Source organism: Pedobacter miscanthi (assembly GCF_032678605.1).
GTDB classification, from domain to species: domain Bacteria; phylum Bacteroidota; class Bacteroidia; order Sphingobacteriales; family Sphingobacteriaceae; genus Pedobacter; species Pedobacter miscanthi_A.
In genome coordinates this window covers 12641-29152 of sequence record NZ_JAVTSU010000028.1, presented here as the reverse complement: position 1 = coordinate 29152, position 16512 = coordinate 12641, and the positions used below count along the sequence as shown (strand labels likewise).

The 16512-nt window shown below is 38.5% G+C and carries 14 protein-coding genes; 3 read left to right on the top strand and 11 right to left on the bottom strand.

The annotated features are described in order from the left end of the window. Window positions 1-106 precede the first annotated feature (106 nt). Window positions 107-835: a LytTR family DNA-binding domain-containing protein gene (locus tag R2R28_RS26895; protein ID WP_316828752.1), complete on the top strand. Its 729-nt coding sequence runs from the start codon at window positions 107-109 to the stop codon at window positions 833-835. Here the strand turns inward: R2R28_RS26895 and R2R28_RS26890 are convergent. Next, entirely contained in the window at window positions 832-984 is a 153-nt protein-coding gene (locus tag R2R28_RS26890) for a hypothetical protein (protein ID WP_316828751.1), read from the bottom strand. The two genes, R2R28_RS26895 and R2R28_RS26890, sit on opposite strands and share 4 nt — an antisense overlap. Window positions 985-1071: 87 nt before the next feature. Here R2R28_RS26890 and R2R28_RS26885 point away from each other — a divergent pair, with 87 nt between their 5' ends. After that, window positions 1072-2109 carry a sensor histidine kinase gene (locus R2R28_RS26885; RefSeq protein ID WP_316828750.1) on the top strand — a complete coding sequence of 346 codons (1038 nt, stop codon included), beginning with the start codon at window positions 1072-1074 and terminating at the stop codon, window positions 2107-2109. Between the two features lie 393 nt (window positions 2110-2502). Here R2R28_RS26885 and R2R28_RS26880 read toward each other — a convergent pair whose 3' ends face one another. From R2R28_RS26880 to R2R28_RS26850, 7 genes are all read right to left on the bottom strand, one after another. Further along, window positions 2503-3252 (bottom strand): hypothetical protein, encoded by a 750-nt coding sequence (locus R2R28_RS26880; RefSeq protein ID WP_316828749.1) that lies wholly within the window; start codon window positions 3250-3252, stop codon window positions 2503-2505. 617 nt (window positions 3253-3869) lie between these two features. Beyond that, window positions 3870-4616, bottom strand: coding sequence for a metallophosphoesterase (locus R2R28_RS26875; protein ID WP_316828748.1), 747 nt, complete (start codon window positions 4614-4616; stop codon window positions 3870-3872). A 163-nt stretch (window positions 4617-4779) separates the two neighbouring features. Next, entirely contained in the window at window positions 4780-6072 is a 1293-nt protein-coding gene (locus R2R28_RS26870; protein ID WP_316828747.1) for a HipA domain-containing protein, read from the bottom strand. Then, window positions 6069-6392, bottom strand: a complete 324-nt coding sequence (locus R2R28_RS26865; protein ID WP_316828746.1) for a helix-turn-helix domain-containing protein — start codon at window positions 6390-6392, stop codon at window positions 6069-6071. The genes R2R28_RS26870 and R2R28_RS26865 overlap by 4 nt, the downstream gene beginning before the upstream one ends. Window positions 6393-6502: 110 nt before the next feature. After that, a complete protein-coding gene (locus tag R2R28_RS26860) occupies window positions 6503-7774 on the bottom strand; it encodes a site-specific integrase (RefSeq protein WP_316828745.1) in 1272 nt (423 codons plus the stop codon). A gap of 767 nt (window positions 7775-8541) precedes the next feature. Then, on the bottom strand, window positions 8542-9186 hold the full coding sequence (locus R2R28_RS26855; protein WP_316828744.1) for a hypothetical protein: 645 nt from the start codon (window positions 9184-9186) through the stop codon (window positions 8542-8544). Window positions 9187-9419: 233 nt separating this feature from the next. Further along, a complete protein-coding gene (locus R2R28_RS26850) occupies window positions 9420-11801 on the bottom strand; it encodes a hypothetical protein (RefSeq protein ID WP_316828743.1) in 2382 nt (793 codons plus the stop codon). Window positions 11802-12339: 538 nt separating this feature from the next. Here R2R28_RS26850 and R2R28_RS26845 point away from each other — a divergent pair. Continuing rightward, on the top strand, window positions 12340-12591 hold the full coding sequence (locus R2R28_RS26845; protein ID WP_316828742.1) for a HigA family addiction module antitoxin: 252 nt from the start codon (window positions 12340-12342) through the stop codon (window positions 12589-12591). Window positions 12592-12712: 121 nt separating this feature from the next. Here R2R28_RS26845 and R2R28_RS26840 read toward each other — a convergent pair whose 3' ends face one another. The 3 genes from R2R28_RS26840 to R2R28_RS26830 form a co-directional block, all read right to left on the bottom strand. Continuing rightward, a complete protein-coding gene (locus R2R28_RS26840; RefSeq protein WP_316828741.1) occupies window positions 12713-13492 on the bottom strand; it encodes a hypothetical protein in 780 nt (259 codons plus the stop codon). 554 nt (window positions 13493-14046) lie between these two features. Next, window positions 14047-15042: a hypothetical protein gene (locus R2R28_RS26835; protein WP_316828740.1), complete on the bottom strand. Its 996-nt coding sequence runs from the start codon at window positions 15040-15042 to the stop codon at window positions 14047-14049. 185 nt (window positions 15043-15227) lie between these two features. Then, window positions 15228-16502, bottom strand: a complete 1275-nt coding sequence (locus tag R2R28_RS26830; protein ID WP_316828739.1) for a hypothetical protein — start codon at window positions 16500-16502, stop codon at window positions 15228-15230. Window positions 16503-16512: the final 10 nt, after the last annotated feature.

Below are 16512 nucleotides of genomic sequence, written 5' to 3'. Positions count from 1 at the left end.
GGAAATACCTAAAAACAGCACCACGACTTTTGTCTCCATTTCACCAAACAACTTGTTGATTTAAAAGACATTTCCGATATTGCATACTATCTAACCTTTTCTGCTTATGGAACTTACCAGTATCGCCATCGATGATGAGCCTCATGCGCTATCCGACATCGGGGATCTTTTATCGCTCACCCCCGGGGTCAACTTACGCGCTACTTTTAACAATGTAAGTGATGCAGTAACCCATCTCCAGGAATTTGGACCGGTGGATATTGTTTTTTGTGATATCAGCATGCCGGTAACCGACGGCATCGAAGGCGCGAAAATGCTCAAAGTTTATTGTGACCACCTGATATACACCACCGCCCACCGGAATTACGCGGAAGAAGCCTTTCAGGAAGGCGCATCCGGATACCTGGTCAAACTGATCATCCATGAAAGGCTAATTGAAAAAGTGGAGCAGTTAAAGGAAATTCAGGAGAAAAGCCGCCGGGAAGAATACAGTGAGAAAAAATTTGCCTTCGTTAGGGGAAAAACCAAACACAGCTTTATTAGGGTATTCTATCAGGAGATTGTTTATTTTGAAGCCTTGCTTAACCACATTAAAATTATCACTACCAAAAATACAGAGATCACCTATCTGGGCCTTAAGCAATTGGAAAGAGATCTCATGCGACATCCCGACTTCATCCGGATCGGTAAATCACACATGATCTCCATCAATTACCTAAAAAAGGTAGAAGGCTATATGGCCTTTATGTCCAACGGCGAATGTCTCCCCATAGGAGAGAAATACCGACATGCTTTTACCGAAATTTTACGTAAAGGCATGCTGAGCGGCGGTTAGGGTTTGACCATATCGGTATTCACCGTTGTTGTCAAAGCCGTAGTGGGGTCCGTACTGGTGGTCGTCGGCTCAGTTGATGCAATCGGTTTATTTACACTTTTGAAAATAAAAACCGTTCTTTTTTGAAGTTTTGTTACCGTGTTTTTCATGGTCTATCGGAATTGATTGACCAATTTTAGCCCAGGGGAAATCCCTAAACATTTCTAATATATGACATGCCTTAACCACTATATGAGATGGGAAAATTTAGCAAAAACGAGTTACGCATCCACCTGGTTTGCTGGCTCGCATACATTTTTATCGAGGTTGTACTCGCCGGAATCGTCTCTGAAAAATTCAACAACTTTTTTTTCTATGCCCTGTTCTATCTCGTCAACATCAGCATATTTTATTTTCATTCCCTGTGGGTAATGCCACTGTTATACAACAACGCTAAAAACAGGATCATACACTTCCTCCTAGGTCTAATTCTCGCTTATGGTTTGTATCTTTTCGGAGCGACACTAGCCAACTTGCTATTAGGGGCGATGGGAATCAGGAATTTACCATTGGAAATTACAATAAGATACATCGGCGTCACAATCTCCAGGGCAAGTTTATTCATTATGTTTGCAAGTGGTTACTTTTACCTCAACAGGCATCTTGAAAGGAAGGATATTGAGATGCAACAATTGCGGGAGATCGAAGGCTTAAAGTATCAACTGGTTATCGCGGAAAAAGATTTCCTGCGCACGCAGATCAATCCCCACCTGCTTTTCAATACACTAACCTTTATCCGGAATGCATCAAAAAACAACCCTGAGAATGTGGCTGTGGCAATTGCAGCCTTAACTGAGCTCATGGAATACGCGTTAGAAGACAGCAAAAGTGAACTTGTACCCTTGGCCCAGGAAATCGCGCAAATGGAAAATCTGATCAAGCTGAACCGTCTGCGGTTTGAACACCTGCTCAACCTCAGCTATACCAAGGATATCAATAACAGTAAGGTGGTCATTTTGCCAATCATCTTTCTGACACTGGTAGAAAACCTATTCAAACATGGAATATTGAACGATCCCGATCACCCAGCCAGCATTGAAATCTGTGCCAATGAGCAGGAGATTTATTTCAGGACCAGCAACCTGGCCGCGAGGAACGGCAAGACTGCAGGGGGACAGACCGGACTAAAAAACATCAGTGCGAGGTTGGAGCATGCTTACCCAACAAATCATAGTTTTATTTACGGCTTTAATAACAACCGTTTCGAGACGCAACTAAAAATCGATTTTGTCTAATTTTTTGTTAAGCGCAATTTGTTTTCTGGACACTTTAAATATCTAAAACTGTTAATTCATCATAAAGATCCTCAAAAAAACAAAGGTGGGCTTTTTAGTTGCTAAAATTTAAAACAAATAAAAAAATACTGACTGACAAATAGTTAAACCTATTGGTTCGGCTCCCTTACGCTCCAAACATCATAAGCTTTTTTTTTTGCAACATGGATAGCGGCGGATACCGGCCAGCGCATAAGGCCTGTAGGCGTATGAGCGGATAGCCCGGGAGTTGCCCAGATAATATTTGACATGATGCAAAACAACAAAGGCCACAATCTTAGCACCGCGACAAATAATCAACTCAACCATCAAAATAATTTAGTCAAATACATTTCTGCCACCACGCAGCAGGCCCTAGCCTTCGGACCTGACCGGTACGATATCAAAAGCCCTATCCTTTTTGGATATAAAAATATACTTCGAAGAACCGGGAGATGAAAAATAATTCTGCGCAGTTGCCAAAGGGATCGGTTTATCCCCGTGTACAAAGTTTTTGGCAATCATCTTATACCAGGGGCTAAACCCCTGGGTAGTCAGAAGCCTTTTCCCGTTTGGCAGCACCAGCCCCTGCACCTGACGCAGCAGGTCCATAAAAACAGGAAGATCGCCACTATGGATTGCGATTTTCTCGCTTGCCTCATATTTCATGATATCATCCAGCCTGAACTGCAGATCTCTTAATTTGCCAGTAAGCAACACGATTTCTGCATCTTTCTGGCTGAAGATCTTTTCAATTGAAGTATTCACATTCCACACATCAACAGTATCGAGAAATTCCCGGAACACATCCAATTTAGTGAGCTTATCAAGAATGGCAGCATATCCCCACCCAAAGGGATTTTTTGTCGAATAGAAACCGATCCTCCTGTTTACCGTTTTATTTACCTTACGAAAGAACTTTTCCTTGCCATCGGGATTTTTAACAAGATAGTGGGATAAGTGAAAATCATAAAAAGCTTTGTACTCATCGCTGGCAAGACCATAAAGATTCCGAAAGAAGGCATTATCTTCCAGTTTTTTATTCTGGAAAACGGGCTGGCCAATTTCATAAGGATGCGGAGAAAAATCAAACCTCCCACGAAATTTAAAAAAACGTTCTCTCATGATAGAAAAAAATGTGATTTCTCACCATCTTATGGTAATGGTAAACAAATAATAAGCGGTTCAATATACAAAAAACAAAAAAAATAGTAGCACCCTTTCCATTAGGATACTTACCGGATCTGCAAAACATGCGGCAGGTTGGCATTCAACAGATAATTCAGGTTTAACAAAAAGCGTAACCAAGAATATACAGATAAATCCCAGCAGGGCCTTTCTGATTTATTTACAATTAAGCAACAAGCATAAGCAATAAGGACTTTTACTATCGCATTTACTGTTGCATTACTAATGCATTTACTCTTGCATCAGTAATAACATGGTTATGCATCCAGATTTATTGCTCCACTGGAAAATGAAAAGAGTTGCTGACTAGGAGCATGGATAAACTCACGCCATTGAGCCAATAGGATCCGATTTTATACTTTACCCCATTTTAAGACGAAATAATGAAAAACTCCCCAATTGGTAGTGATTATTGTGCAAATATTTGGTAAGGCCTAGAATTGCAGCGGCAGAAATTATGCTTGGGCACAATGACCTTACATACCTCTCCAGTGGGTGCAGATCCATAAATTATTTTTTTACTGCCATTATAAATATAAAAGTTGCACCAAGCTTTAAATATTAATGATCAAGTCTTTGTCATATCCATTGTATTCCTCACTCAAATAGCCATGTGGATTACAGATAATTTCAGTGTTACCAATAGTATATCTGACAGGCGTGTGAATATGGCCATGAATCCAATATAAGGGCTGATGCTCCAAAATCACATCTTCAAGGTTTGAAGCATAGGCAGCTGACAAGGCATCATCTCTATAAAGCTCGGGTATCGACTTCACACTAGGAGCATGATGGGTAATGACCACATTCTTAAAGCCGCTTGATTCTTTGAGGCTTTTTTGTAGCCAGGATTTTGATTTTTGGTGAATCCGGTAAGTATCTATTGATCTTAATTTTGAATATGCTGGATCTCGGCGTATCTGCACATAATCGTTCATTCTGGCCTGGCAGATAATGCCTGATTCCACAGGATTTCCAAATAAGGAAAAATCCGTCCATAAAGTTGCACCATGGAATCTTATCCCTTCGAATTCAACCATGCTATTTTCAAGGACACTTACATTTGAGTTTTTGGATGCTTCAAGTATTTTGTTGAGTGTCTTCGGGTATGATCCTTTATAATATTCGTGATTCCCCAACAAATATATTACCGGTTTATCAGGGATGTTTTGCTTTACCCATTCTATACCTTTTGTCCCCAAGTGTGTATCTCCAGCCAGGATAATGAGATCAGCATTGCTAAAATCTAAATCTGAGATCCCAAATTCTTGATGTAAGTCGCTAATTATCTTTATTCTCATTTCTTTAGTTGATAACAGTCAAATACTTCAAATTATAGCTTTTCAGAGAATAGTTATTCTGACGCCCCTTCAAGAAAGGATTGCCTAACACTTAACGAGTTATGATTGTTATTTCAAACATATTGACCTTAACCGATTGAAATAACAATCATTTACTGCATCCTTATATATCTAAAAAATCAATAGCTGCTGCAAATGCCGGGGCCATCATCTCACGCTCCCCCTTACTTATCTCCGCTTCTTCTGCCACTGCCGACCATTCCCCAACTACTTTGGCAATCTGAGTTGCGATTTCCCTTGCATGTTTTTTATCAAGGCGAAAATAATCAGCCACATCAATTGCCAGTTCGAGATCAAGAGAATTATCATCCTCAGATACATTTAGTGTGAGTCCTGAACCGTTAGGAACGGGATTAACATCGTAGGCGGGCGACAATATCCATCCTTGATCGCTTAATAAGAAACCATGGTTCCTCAAATGATCATCGGTATTGGATATACATATATTGAAAACAATACGTCTCCAAAGTTGCTCCAGATCCTGTTGAGGGTTAGCACCGTGACGACTGATGAATTCTGCAAGATCGAGATAGCTGATGCCGCTGGCATGATTTGCTCCATCTTGCTGGCCCAATAATGTCATAGCTGAAGCAAAATGAATGCGTTTTTCATCTGGGGCTCTATCAAATCTCTTGGTAATAAATGTATAATGTTTACCGGAGAATTTCCGATAGGAATGCTCTGGAACTTCAATTCCACATTGCTCAGCTAATTGAGAGGCAACCCATTCCCATGCTCCGAGATTGTAATCATCGTTCCCACTTGGAAACTTGGCAATCCAAAGTGTTCCATCAGCATCAATCACGCCAGATTTGGGTCTTGCTCCTCCAAGCGATCCGCCCGGAGCGACAAGCATACTCAGCCATTTGCTGTAATTGGGATCATCCAGATTACCGTCGTCCTCTAGTTTTCTACTTGCTGCCTCAAGTGCTCGTAGAGCAGTCATTGTTGGGGCAGGCATATTTTTATCGTCATCTAAAAATGGGCCATCTGGATCAAGCTTAAAGCGTAGGGCACCCATGCGGTGCTGATCGTAAACTCCGATTAAAAAGTCACTACCATGAAGTGTACGTACTGGACGGTTATCTGTCCTGGCATCAATAGCTTCACGACGGATCATGAGTTTAGTACCCCAACGATCGGGAGAAGAATCCATAAATATCCCAAAATTAAATTTGTCTTCCCGAAGAAACTGCTGCCCTGGAAAAAATTGCAAATCGGGATCGATCATGAACTTTTGTTTTGACAAAAGCCACTTTTGATCGTACTCAAATGAAAATACCTCCTTACGCCTTGCGAGAGTACAGCTAAGTATCCCCATCAATAGCGGACCTTCAAGACCTAACCAATCTGCAAAGACCCAAATTTCTCGATGATCATTTTTATTTCCCTTCATTTCCTTTTTCTTAAAGGTTTACTAGCTGCGCTCTGCAGAAGTTTTGCGTCCTGTAGTTTGTGCCCCAGTTCGTCGTCAGCGCCAAGTTTGGCGATATCTCTCTCTAATCCTAATACAAATAGTACCTGAACATAAATACCTATCGCAACACTCGGAGAACCCCGTTCAACCAACCAAAGCGTGGAACGGGCAATATTTGCCCTTTGAGCCACCTGCTCCGTACTTAGCTTACGCCTCTTTCGGGCAAGCTTTAGATTCTCGCCCATATCTTCCAATAATCGCTCAGATTTAGGAAATAAAATCACACTTCTTTTTTCCATAAAGCTTGTTATTTCAATCAAAAATAAATAAAACGATTGAAATAACAAACATTTTAATTTTATTAACAAGACGAACTAAAGCACGATGTCCCAGCTACCTGGCTGACAATCTACCTAAAGAGCTTCATAACTTTCATACCATCAGCATCCTCTTCTTCCTTATTCCGCTCCAGAAGCTTCTCCTGTAATGCAGACATCTCAGTACTAACTTTCGTATCGATCACCTTCGCATAATGTTGGGTTGTTTTCAGGCTATTGTGCCCGAGCATCTGCGATACGGTCTCAATCGGAACACCATTTGAAAGCGTGATAGTCGTCGCAAAAGTGTGACGGGCAAGGTGATAAGTGAGTACCTTGGTAATGGCACACTGATCTGCGATCTCCTTCAGATAACTGTTCATCCGCTGGTTGGTAAGCACAGGTAATGCAGTCTTTCTCCACCGGCAGATCCAGTGGTTTCTATACCGGTCAAGAATTACTTTTGCCTCATCCAGTAAGGGAATATGACAGGGTGTTTCGGTTTTCTGCCGTTTAATAAATATCCATAAATTACCATCATCCCCTCTTGAGATCTGATCCAGCCGAAGCTGCTTCACATCGGTATAAGATAGGCCGGTGTAACAGCTGAAAATAAAAATGTCTCGGACAACATTTAAGCGCTTACGCGAAAACTCCCTGTTTTTGATCCGTTCCATCTCTTCCATATTGAGAAAAGTCCTCGGTTTGGCCTTAGCGGTACTGCGGTAATTTATAAACGGGTTACCGGCAATCCAGCCATTCCCAAGACAATAAAGGATGATTTTCTTCAGATGCACCATATATTTCCTGGCAGACATCGGGCTATTTTTACGTTCAATCCTGAGGTATAGCTCATAATCGGTGATAAATTTAAAATCCACCTTTTTGATGTTGATATCCAGCAGCCCATACTTTTTCTGGATAAACTCCCGCACGCGGCTCATCGAACTTTGATACGCCTGAAAAGTACCATAACGGTAACCGTTGCCAATCAGTTTTTCCACATTGTCATTGTGGTTCTGGTAAACTTTAAGCAGGGTATGGTTTGACGAGTTCCTTCCCGAAAGGTGATCCCTTAAGACCACCGCTGTTACCTCCTCCGCTTTTTCTACCAGGGAAGCATGAAACCGGCGGACTTTTGAAGCGAGGGTATCCAGGTAATCATTTAGTTCCCGGACTTCTTCCCGTTGCCCGCTAGCCCTGCCTTTTAGAGATGACCAGAAAATAGGGAGAATCGCCCTGCCTACAGAGTATTCAGCATGTTTGCCTTTAACGGTAATCCTTAAATAAATGGGTATTAGCCCATCTTTAAGATAATTTCTTGGTTTTTTAAGATAGAAAAGAAGATGAAAATTATAACCCATGATGATACAATTAATATTGAACAAATGTACATCGAAGCCTGTGCCCCATCAAGATGTTCGCCAGGCGAACAGGTTAAAACCGAAAAGCCGCACAATTAGGGTATTTCCGAAAATTTTGAGTTACCGCAATTCGCTGACCGGCAATACTAAAAAAACAAATCGAGGCATACCCAATTAAAATTAAGTATTGAAAAAGGTGGAAAACAAAACTTTTCGTTTTATAGAAACCAAAACAATGTTTTAAAAACCAAAGGTTTATACGACAATGTTCTGGTTTAAAGACGTGGTCCCGACGAGACTTAAAAAACCTTCATAATTAAACAAAAAAACCACTTTTCTACAATTGGTGGTTCTTTTTGTGGTTCATAATGTATTTATTTTATATCTAGCCCTTAATTAATTATCCATCCAATCAACTAACAGAGTTTTTACCCAATCTGCCGCATGGTTTAACTCTATTTACATTAGCTTGCGATAAATCTATAATGATAGATTAAAAAATTCATCCCAAATCAGCTTGTATCGTCTGGACCACTAAGCAAAACCACAAATCATTGTTATCCAGTTACTTGTAAGGATTTTATGCTAGGTGACTTACACTTTTTCAGAATTATATATTCTTAAAGACCACACCAATTTCTAAAAGCTATTTTAAATAAATTATAATCAGATGAATATATTAATATTACTTATCGAAAAAAGATTCGTTTTGTGAGATGAATGTTAATATTTATTGAAATTAACTACGCGTAAAATTGTGATTAGTCTTATCTGCCTCCAATCCAAATTGTTCCCTGTGGAAATGCATTAAAGGTTCTTTCAATACCATTTTCTATTAGAGTAAATGTACGGTGAGGTTTTTTAAGTTTTTTACCAAGCCACTTTTTCGTTTCAATGTAATCCTTTAGGTTACGATAGTCTTCGGGCTCACCTAAGTGATCATCTTCTAAAGTCATTTCATGTTCAAAAGATTTCCATTGGTATTGTTTTATTCTTTCTTCTAATTCACCATAACTTTTAAATCCAAATGCCTTCGGAGGATTCGATTGGTGGAAAGTATTATCATAAAAGTGCAGCTCCTCATCAATTGCACAAACGACCTGTGATTTGGAAATATATGGTTCAAATAACCAAATTTTTAGGTAATATTCTTTAGCTAAGGAATCTAGTTCGGTCTTCCAAGATTCATAGATATCGAGTAATCCTGCGATAATTTTTCTTCTATTTTTTCTCCTAGGCTCGGGAATTGTGCTGTTGACAATAGAGATATTGCACCAAGGATGCACGAGAACTTCACAATAATCCCTGTGGTTTTTAAAGAAGTAGCTTTTATTGTAAATCAAATTGGCGTGTATCCAATCTTCAATATTCTTTGACCTTCTTTTCTGACCTCTAATTTTCTGGATTTTCATTAAGTTGAGACTTTGATTGCGTTATGGTTCGTTTTACGAGACACTTTCTCCTTTGGCGAAACTTATGGTTAAAAAGATCAGCTAAATCGACAAATAAGAACATACATACGATATTTATGTGAGTTTCATCTGATTAGAACACGGAATGCTAAATTGCATGTTCTCGCCATAATAAACCGCTGTCAGAGCCTTAATCACAGGTCAAGATGCTTTAGCCAGTTATAGATTAGATGTTAAGTTTTTAAAAAATTATAGTTATATATAAATGGAATAAGTTTATTAGTTAATGCTGTATACGCAATATTAAAAGGATCAAAATTTACAGGTAGAGCATTGCCGGTTAGGTTTCTTGATTGCAATGCCTTTCTTATTTGGTACCATCCCACATCTGCTCTATTTAATTTCAAATCTTCACGAACACTCCTAACATCGATGTTATTAAAATAACTTTTCCATAAGATTTTTCCATTACTTAGTACCTCTTTAGATTCCATGGATAATGTTTTTCCTCTTAAATATCTTACCATAAAATCCGACTCGAAACGATCATTTGAATCTACTTCATTTTCTGAAAATGGAATGAAATGATTTACTATTGACCATTCCTTATCATTCCATTTTAATCCATCAGCACTGGCAGTTAAATTACTTTTACTGAACAACATCCAAATTAAACAATCATTTTTGAACTCTTCCGACAAGGAATCACTTGGTTGCAAAAATTGATCTCTATTATTAACCCAAGTAGGTTTAACTAATCCACGAACCGCAAAAATAACTGCCGCTTTCCAAAGATTTTCGGGTGTTATAAAAATGGATCCCGCACTTCCATAACCTGAAGAAACAATAGCCTGTGTTGAAGCATTTTGTACATCTGGCCCTTTTATAATTAAACAAGCTATTGCATTGTCTGCCCACTTTGTCCCCCTTAAATCTTTGGAAGATGTAGCGGGTGTTATAGCTCCCTTTAGGGGTATCACATTTTGTTTATTTGCTTTTGGCCTTTTAATCCATTGACTCAATAACAGTGAGCTAGGTATGTTCAAGAACTTCTTTTCACCAATTGGATTCGCAGATTTATCTAGAACATCTGTTGTGATCTCCACTATAGGATTCCTCTTAAGTGCGAACTGATTTGTACTCCAAATTAAAAACCCAATAGGGAAATTCCCCGCCAAACCATCAAATGCTTTACTATGAACAACAAATCCTCCTAGATATTTTGCATTCCAAAATTTTCTAAATACTTCGAAGTTGGAAGAGTTAACGTATTTCAAGGTACTGAACATTGCTAAAGTTGCCGTTGGCATTTCGCGCGCAATCCTAACAATGAATTGTACAAATAGTTCACGTTTTGCATATCCAAATTCATTCATACTTCTGGACATTTGAGTATTTGAAACATCAGTTTTAGCTTCATTTCCCACTGTCTCACCAGATTCCGCATAAGGAGGATTAATAAGTATTAAAATCTTCTTGCCACTGGCAATAGAATCTCTAAGAGCTAAAGGAACCTTCTCTGTTAACGTATAATCTATTTTACCTTGTTCATTAATATCATCATTCAGATAATCATACTGAAAACGATGAGCCGCGATACATGTTTTGGTGGCCTTCATTACATCTATGTCAGGACTATCTAAAGTTGACATAAAAATATTACGGTGATTACTATGTTTTACCTCAAGATTCCCTACACCACAGCACATGTCCCAGATAATATAGTTTTTCTGCCAATTTCTACCTAAGGTCTCAGATAACTTATCATATGCTTTATCGACTACACTTAGTGGCGTATAGAATGCCCCTTTGAAACCACGCTCATCTACAGGTATTAAGCTATCTCGTCTTTCAAGCAAGTAATTTCGATACTCTGCTTTCGGGGGTTTATGATATATGGTCCAAAATTGGCGATATCCTTCTTTGCTGTCAAGTTCATAATTCCTGCTATTAAGTGAAAAAACGGGAGCACCATTTTTATGTAATAGTTCTGCCGGTAAGTTGATATGTGTGGATAAAGTGCCATCATGCATTATGTCAGCAAAAAATAAAAGGGCGTAATTTTCTTGTTCCATCCCTCTTATTTCCTTGCCAATCATCTCGACCCATTTATCAAAAACTTGCTTCAGATTATCTGGAGTTATAGCTGTACGGATTATATCCCCACTAAGAATGGCATTTTTGATAGTGTTTAAAAATTCTTGCTCGTGAGTCTCTATTTTAAAAGAAACAAAATGCGTCCCAATATGGGCAGAAACAGCGTCTAGAGCTTCTTGAGTATAGCCACTTGCAGATTTACCCCATTTTATCGTTTTTTTTTCTAAGAAAGGAAGGACATCCTCACTCTTCATGATAGCGGCCTTTTCGGTATCGATAACAGCTAAAAATGGTGGTACATATTGGCCTTTATTTAACGCATCTTGCACATAATGCATAAGTTGTGTAAACATCTTATAAGTGGAATGTTTGCTAGTATCTTTGGCTTCAAACCATATTTCGTTTGTTTGAATGTCAATTAAATTTTTAGAGTACGATTTTAGCCCAAGAAATTTAATATAAATATCTTTTACATCCTCCTCACTCCGGGCTAACTGCAATTTTTCGAAAAGCTTCATTTGGATTATTAGAGGTGGCAATTAACACATTTTTTTTTACATGTGACCCATAATCCATTATTGTAAACAATCGCATACGTTACTTTATAAGAGATTATGTAAAACTGACTGCATATTATTTTTTGTAAAAGCCTAAGTAATGGTATAGTCTTCTAAGAAAATCATACAATTTGGCTATTCGCTGAAGGACTTATAGTTCAGACACATTCTATTAATGCTGTAATAGGTGATTGTGTAGGTGAAAGTTCGTAAATTTCTTAGCTTACAATTTGTAACGGCGCTTTTAAACATCATTAGGCAATTGACGAAATCAAATAATGAAATGCTTGGTTTTAAACAACCCTAAAGTTGTCCAATTTGATAATAGTATTATCATAAAGCTTAAAAATATAGTTACAGATTTTCCTGATCATGGTCTCTCCTCTACCAAATTATTGAATGCGATTGTACTAAAATGGCTTGAAGAGCACAGAGATGAGCTAATGAAAAACCATATACTAAATTCAGCTAAGAGGTATTAATAACTAATATATTCAAAGTGAAAAGACATAACGGACCGCATATTAATCCTGGTGAACTATTGCGGGATGAAGTTATACAAGAACGGGGCCTGACAATCGAAGAAGGAGCAATTTTGTTGGGAATTTCTACAGATGAGCTTAACAAAATTTATTGTGGCGAAAATCTCATTACGAAACAAATTGCAATTAAGATTTCTCAGGTGTTCGGCGGAAATTCAGAATTGTGGATTAGAATACAAAATTCTTTTTTAAGTGGAGCAACAACTTAGAGAATTATAAATTCTGTAATTATTGTTTATTATCTTGCAATAATAAGTTTACTCCATTAGATTTTCTCAAAACAACTTTAATCAAAGCTAGTAAAGTCAAATAAGTTTAAAGGCTTATAGCCTAAATTGAAGATTGCTTAGTCCCGCTAAAATAATTTGCATGCTTATCGGGAATGCCAAGTGCCTTTAGGTATGCACGGGCAGTGCCATGACTCAATCTTGGAATTAGTATTTCATTTGTTGGTTTTAACGAAAAGTCCGGGAAAAAACTGAAACCCGAATTCCGCTCCAATTCTATTGCATAGACCAATCCGCCAATAATAAAGATCGCAACTTTTAATTTTTGCTTAAAATTAACCTTGGGGTTGGGAATTATATCGATGGCTGCCCCGTTTGGCCGATCGATGCGGGTAATGCTAAGCTGGAAATCCTTATCATCAGCAAGGTCATTATTAAAAAGCATTGAGCGCAATTGTGGTTCAATTTGACTGACTTCTACCTCTTTAAAAAATCCGTTTGTAGAAATATGGGCCCTCCAAAGCAAGCTGAGCACAAACAGTTTGAACTTTTTGTAGTCAATATTCTGTACGTTCATTACGGTTAGATCCTTCCGTTCCCTGGTTTCTGTTATACTTATAGAATTAGTGGTATGGGGGTTATAAAAAACTAAAGCGGCATAACGTTCTAACGAACCTAAAATAATATTATCACAACGTTCGCAAAGAATATACTTATCATAAAAGCCAGTCTGAAAAAATTGATGGCCGTCGTTTTTCAAATGTTGTAACACCGTTCTGTTGGTCTCATCAAAAACACCTTGATACAAAAACTGCGGATAAATATGTGATTTACCAATGAGCGGCTTTTCCCCCAGACACAATTTGCAGATTCCATTTTTCATAACCAGATTCCTTTAATTTTACCTCCTGATAAATGGGTCAAGTCTCAATTTTATCGAACAAAAATGGCATACCGACATAGCCACCCAAGCTAATGACTGGTATTTCCTATCTTCAAAGTTGTTTCTTTTCCGATCACTACTGGTGTTTAAAAAATGTGTCAAAAAGGTGTGGTGAAAGGTTAGACATAGTTCAGTTGAGATTGTTAACTCTCAAAGATAATTATTTTGCCCTATTGTAAATGTCTATCGAGAACCGTTCTCATTTTTAACTGCCAAATTAAAGGACTAGGGTCCCTGCAATGGATGTACCAATCGCCCAGCCGGTTTCCAATATTGCATGTATTCCATTTGTTGCTTTCGTTTTCATATTACTTGTTTCCATAATCGTGATCTCCTTTCTATGTCTTGTTAATAAATATTTCATTACTATTAAAGTTAATACTAGCAGAGCGACTGGCAACAAAACATTGCAGGTTGCCACGCCTGACCCGAGGGCTATCTTAAATCTCCTGATGTCAAAGAATCGGCTACAAATATATAGCTATCAAGCTACATTAAAAAGGAAGGCCATCATCTTCTTCAGGCTCAGCCGGCACAGCTGAAATAGGCAAAGGCAAATTGTTCACGATGAACTGATTAATGATATCCTCTCTATCCATAAACAAAATCTGGCTGCGCTTAGATTTGTCCAGTGCATTTGCCAGCCAGTTTTTTGCTGCTTTTGTGATTTCTCCCCCAGCAATGATAAAGGCATGATCAACAAGCACATTCTTTCCAATTTCAGGATCAAAAATTTCATGCGCTAGCATCATCAGAACCTGATTGTGAATTTCTGCAATGTTGGCGTTACCTCCCTTAGTCATTCCTGAAGAATCAAGTTTACCTTTTTTAACTTGTACCCCAAAATATAACCAATGTTGTGTAGGCAGCATGAACTTCATCCAAATGTCTTTTCCATATTCTAGCGACTTATCCTTATGTCCAGCAATCGAAATTCTATAATAACCTAGCTGCCTAAACAGTGGCACAAGGATTTCTTCGATAAGATCATCTTCAGAACAATTGTTCAAATAATTGACAAGTAATTCCCTTCTTTTTATCTCTAAACTTGTAAAAGGCCGATGTGGGTTAGCGGACGGTTTCAGGACTTTCTGTGAAGGAATATGTTTTAAATAACACTTATTATCATCAGCATAAAATGCTTCAAAATCCTCTCGGGACAATGCAGTGTTTAGCTCTTCTAGCGCATTGATTCTTTCTTTATCTTCATTAAAAGGATCGGCCTTTTCCATCAGCAACTGAATAACGCGACAAAAAGTATCTGAAGGCATGTCAGCTGTTGTGCTTGGTTCCTGCAATATTTTAGAAAGTGTTTCAGATACCCAAATAGGCCTTGTTGAGCCATCATGGGCATAATCTGTATCAACATCTCCAAAGAATTCCGTCAAATAATAACTGCTACGATAGCGGAAATACGATGTTTTATTGTCCTTAGGATCGCCACAGATCATTTTGGCAAGTTGGTTGAGAGTACGTGTCTTGAATTCCATGTTGCGGTTTTAGAGTATTAACCTATGCAAAAATCGGCTATTTTATTGAAAAATTAGCTTGGTTTTTTAATAATGCTGATTTATGTTATCCCTTAATTTATTGCACCTATGATTTGCAGTCTAGCTTCGGTAACGGATTTTGTAATGTTTATATTTGTTTATGAAGGAATGTTTTTATACAGCGTCTATTGACTCATGAGATAGGCAAAAAACTTAATTTCTTTTAATTCCTTTTCCCTTAAATGGCCGGTCTCAGTGTCTTTGATTACCCTCAGTACCTCAGTCAGCATATCGCTAGGAAAAAAAAACTTTATGTCTTCCCTAATCAAGCGATCAGGCATCCCATCTTTAAACTCAAACAAGTTATTGACTACGATAAACCAAATGATCTTGGGATAGATGCGTTCACCAAATTCCCTTAAATAACTTTCATGGTCTCCTTCCACGAGATCGATCAGAAAAAAATTGTCTATCCAATTGGCCGAGTCGCCCGATATCCTAAAAAATTCACTGTTACTGTGTCCCTTTATATATTGGAGCAGATTTTCATTAAGCCTGTCACTATAAAGCTCAATATACCTAAACACCTCATCTGGCAGATTAAGCAGGTCATTGTCTTTAACCAAAAAGTGCTTAAACATAAAACCGATCCGGTCAGCTTTGTCTTTTTCCAGCGAAAGTTCAGCGATTGCAGCGTTTGTGGCCTTGTGTTTATCTTTAAAAAACCTGATCAGGTTGAAATAAGCGCGAACTATCAGTGCCCCGGAGTCGATATCAATGGGATCAGGCCTGCTTTTCCAGAAGTCTGCAAAATCCCTAAAGATATTCCTGTTTTCTAGGATGAAAGAACCCGCTAAATCCTCATCGGCGAGCTTCTCAAGCAGTTCTACTATTTTACCAGTGCGCAGTGCAGTAGCTAGAACAATACCCTTATCAGTATCCTTCATAAAAAAATGGACCAAGTGTTCATTGGCAACTTCCCTCTTTGATGAATTCAATGCAAAATAGCGCTCAAAATAATCTCGATCCCGCAAGCGCTTCACATTTCCATCCCCATCATCGCTATGCTGTCTGACAAACAAAAAATCAAGCAATGCCCTAGTAGTCTCTTGCTCATAAGTGCTTACAAACCCAGTATCCAGTGAGGTACTTTGCCAGATCCCCTTGCGAAAAACTTCGATCATGTGTCCATACATGCGGTTATAAGCTGCCGTATCAAAAGTTTTGATGGCATCCAGTACCAGAAAGTCGAACAGGTTAACATCACCAATAATATTAGGTAGACTGAAAATCAGGTTGTTGAAATAACGATTCAGATCCCGAACAGACCTAAAATATTCCTTTAGCCCGTGAATAAGCCACACCGACCTAAAGGCGGCTGCGTTGAAACTCTGGCCAAGGCTGGGCATAAACCTGGTGATCTTCTCAAAAAACAATTCCTCGATCTGGGCTTCGGTCACCTGTGGGATG

What these genes read in the sequence shown, in the direction of transcription:
- R2R28_RS26835 (WP_316828740.1), bottom strand. Translation starts at nt 15,042, where the DNA reads ATGGAATTCAAGACACGTACTCTCAACCAACTTGCCAAAATGATCTGT.
- R2R28_RS26880 (WP_316828749.1), bottom strand. Translation starts at nt 3,252, where the DNA reads ATGAGAGAACGTTTTTTTAAATTTCGTGGGAGGTTTGATTTTTCTCCG.
- R2R28_RS26850 (WP_316828743.1), bottom strand. Translation starts at nt 11,801, where the DNA reads ATGAAGCTTTTCGAAAAATTGCAGTTAGCCCGGAGTGAGGAGGATGTA.
- R2R28_RS26885 (WP_316828750.1), top strand. Translation starts at nt 1,072, where the DNA reads ATGGGAAAATTTAGCAAAAACGAGTTACGCATCCACCTGGTTTGCTGG.
- R2R28_RS26875 (WP_316828748.1), bottom strand. Translation starts at nt 4,616, where the DNA reads ATGAGAATAAAGATAATTAGCGACTTACATCAAGAATTTGGGATCTCA.
- R2R28_RS26870 (WP_316828747.1), bottom strand. Translation starts at nt 6,072, where the DNA reads ATGAAGGGAAATAAAAATGATCATCGAGAAATTTGGGTCTTTGCAGAT.
- R2R28_RS26865 (WP_316828746.1), bottom strand. Translation starts at nt 6,392, where the DNA reads ATGGAAAAAAGAAGTGTGATTTTATTTCCTAAATCTGAGCGATTATTG.
- R2R28_RS26895 (WP_316828752.1), top strand. Translation starts at nt 107, where the DNA reads ATGGAACTTACCAGTATCGCCATCGATGATGAGCCTCATGCGCTATCC.
- R2R28_RS26860 (WP_316828745.1), bottom strand. Translation starts at nt 7,774, where the DNA reads ATGGGTTATAATTTTCATCTTCTTTTCTATCTTAAAAAACCAAGAAAT.
- R2R28_RS26840 (WP_316828741.1), bottom strand. Translation starts at nt 13,492, where the DNA reads ATGAAAAATGGAATCTGCAAATTGTGTCTGGGGGAAAAGCCGCTCATT.
- R2R28_RS26890 (WP_316828751.1), bottom strand. Translation starts at nt 984, where the DNA reads ATGAAAAACACGGTAACAAAACTTCAAAAAAGAACGGTTTTTATTTTC.
- R2R28_RS26855 (WP_316828744.1), bottom strand. Translation starts at nt 9,186, where the DNA reads ATGAAAATCCAGAAAATTAGAGGTCAGAAAAGAAGGTCAAAGAATATT.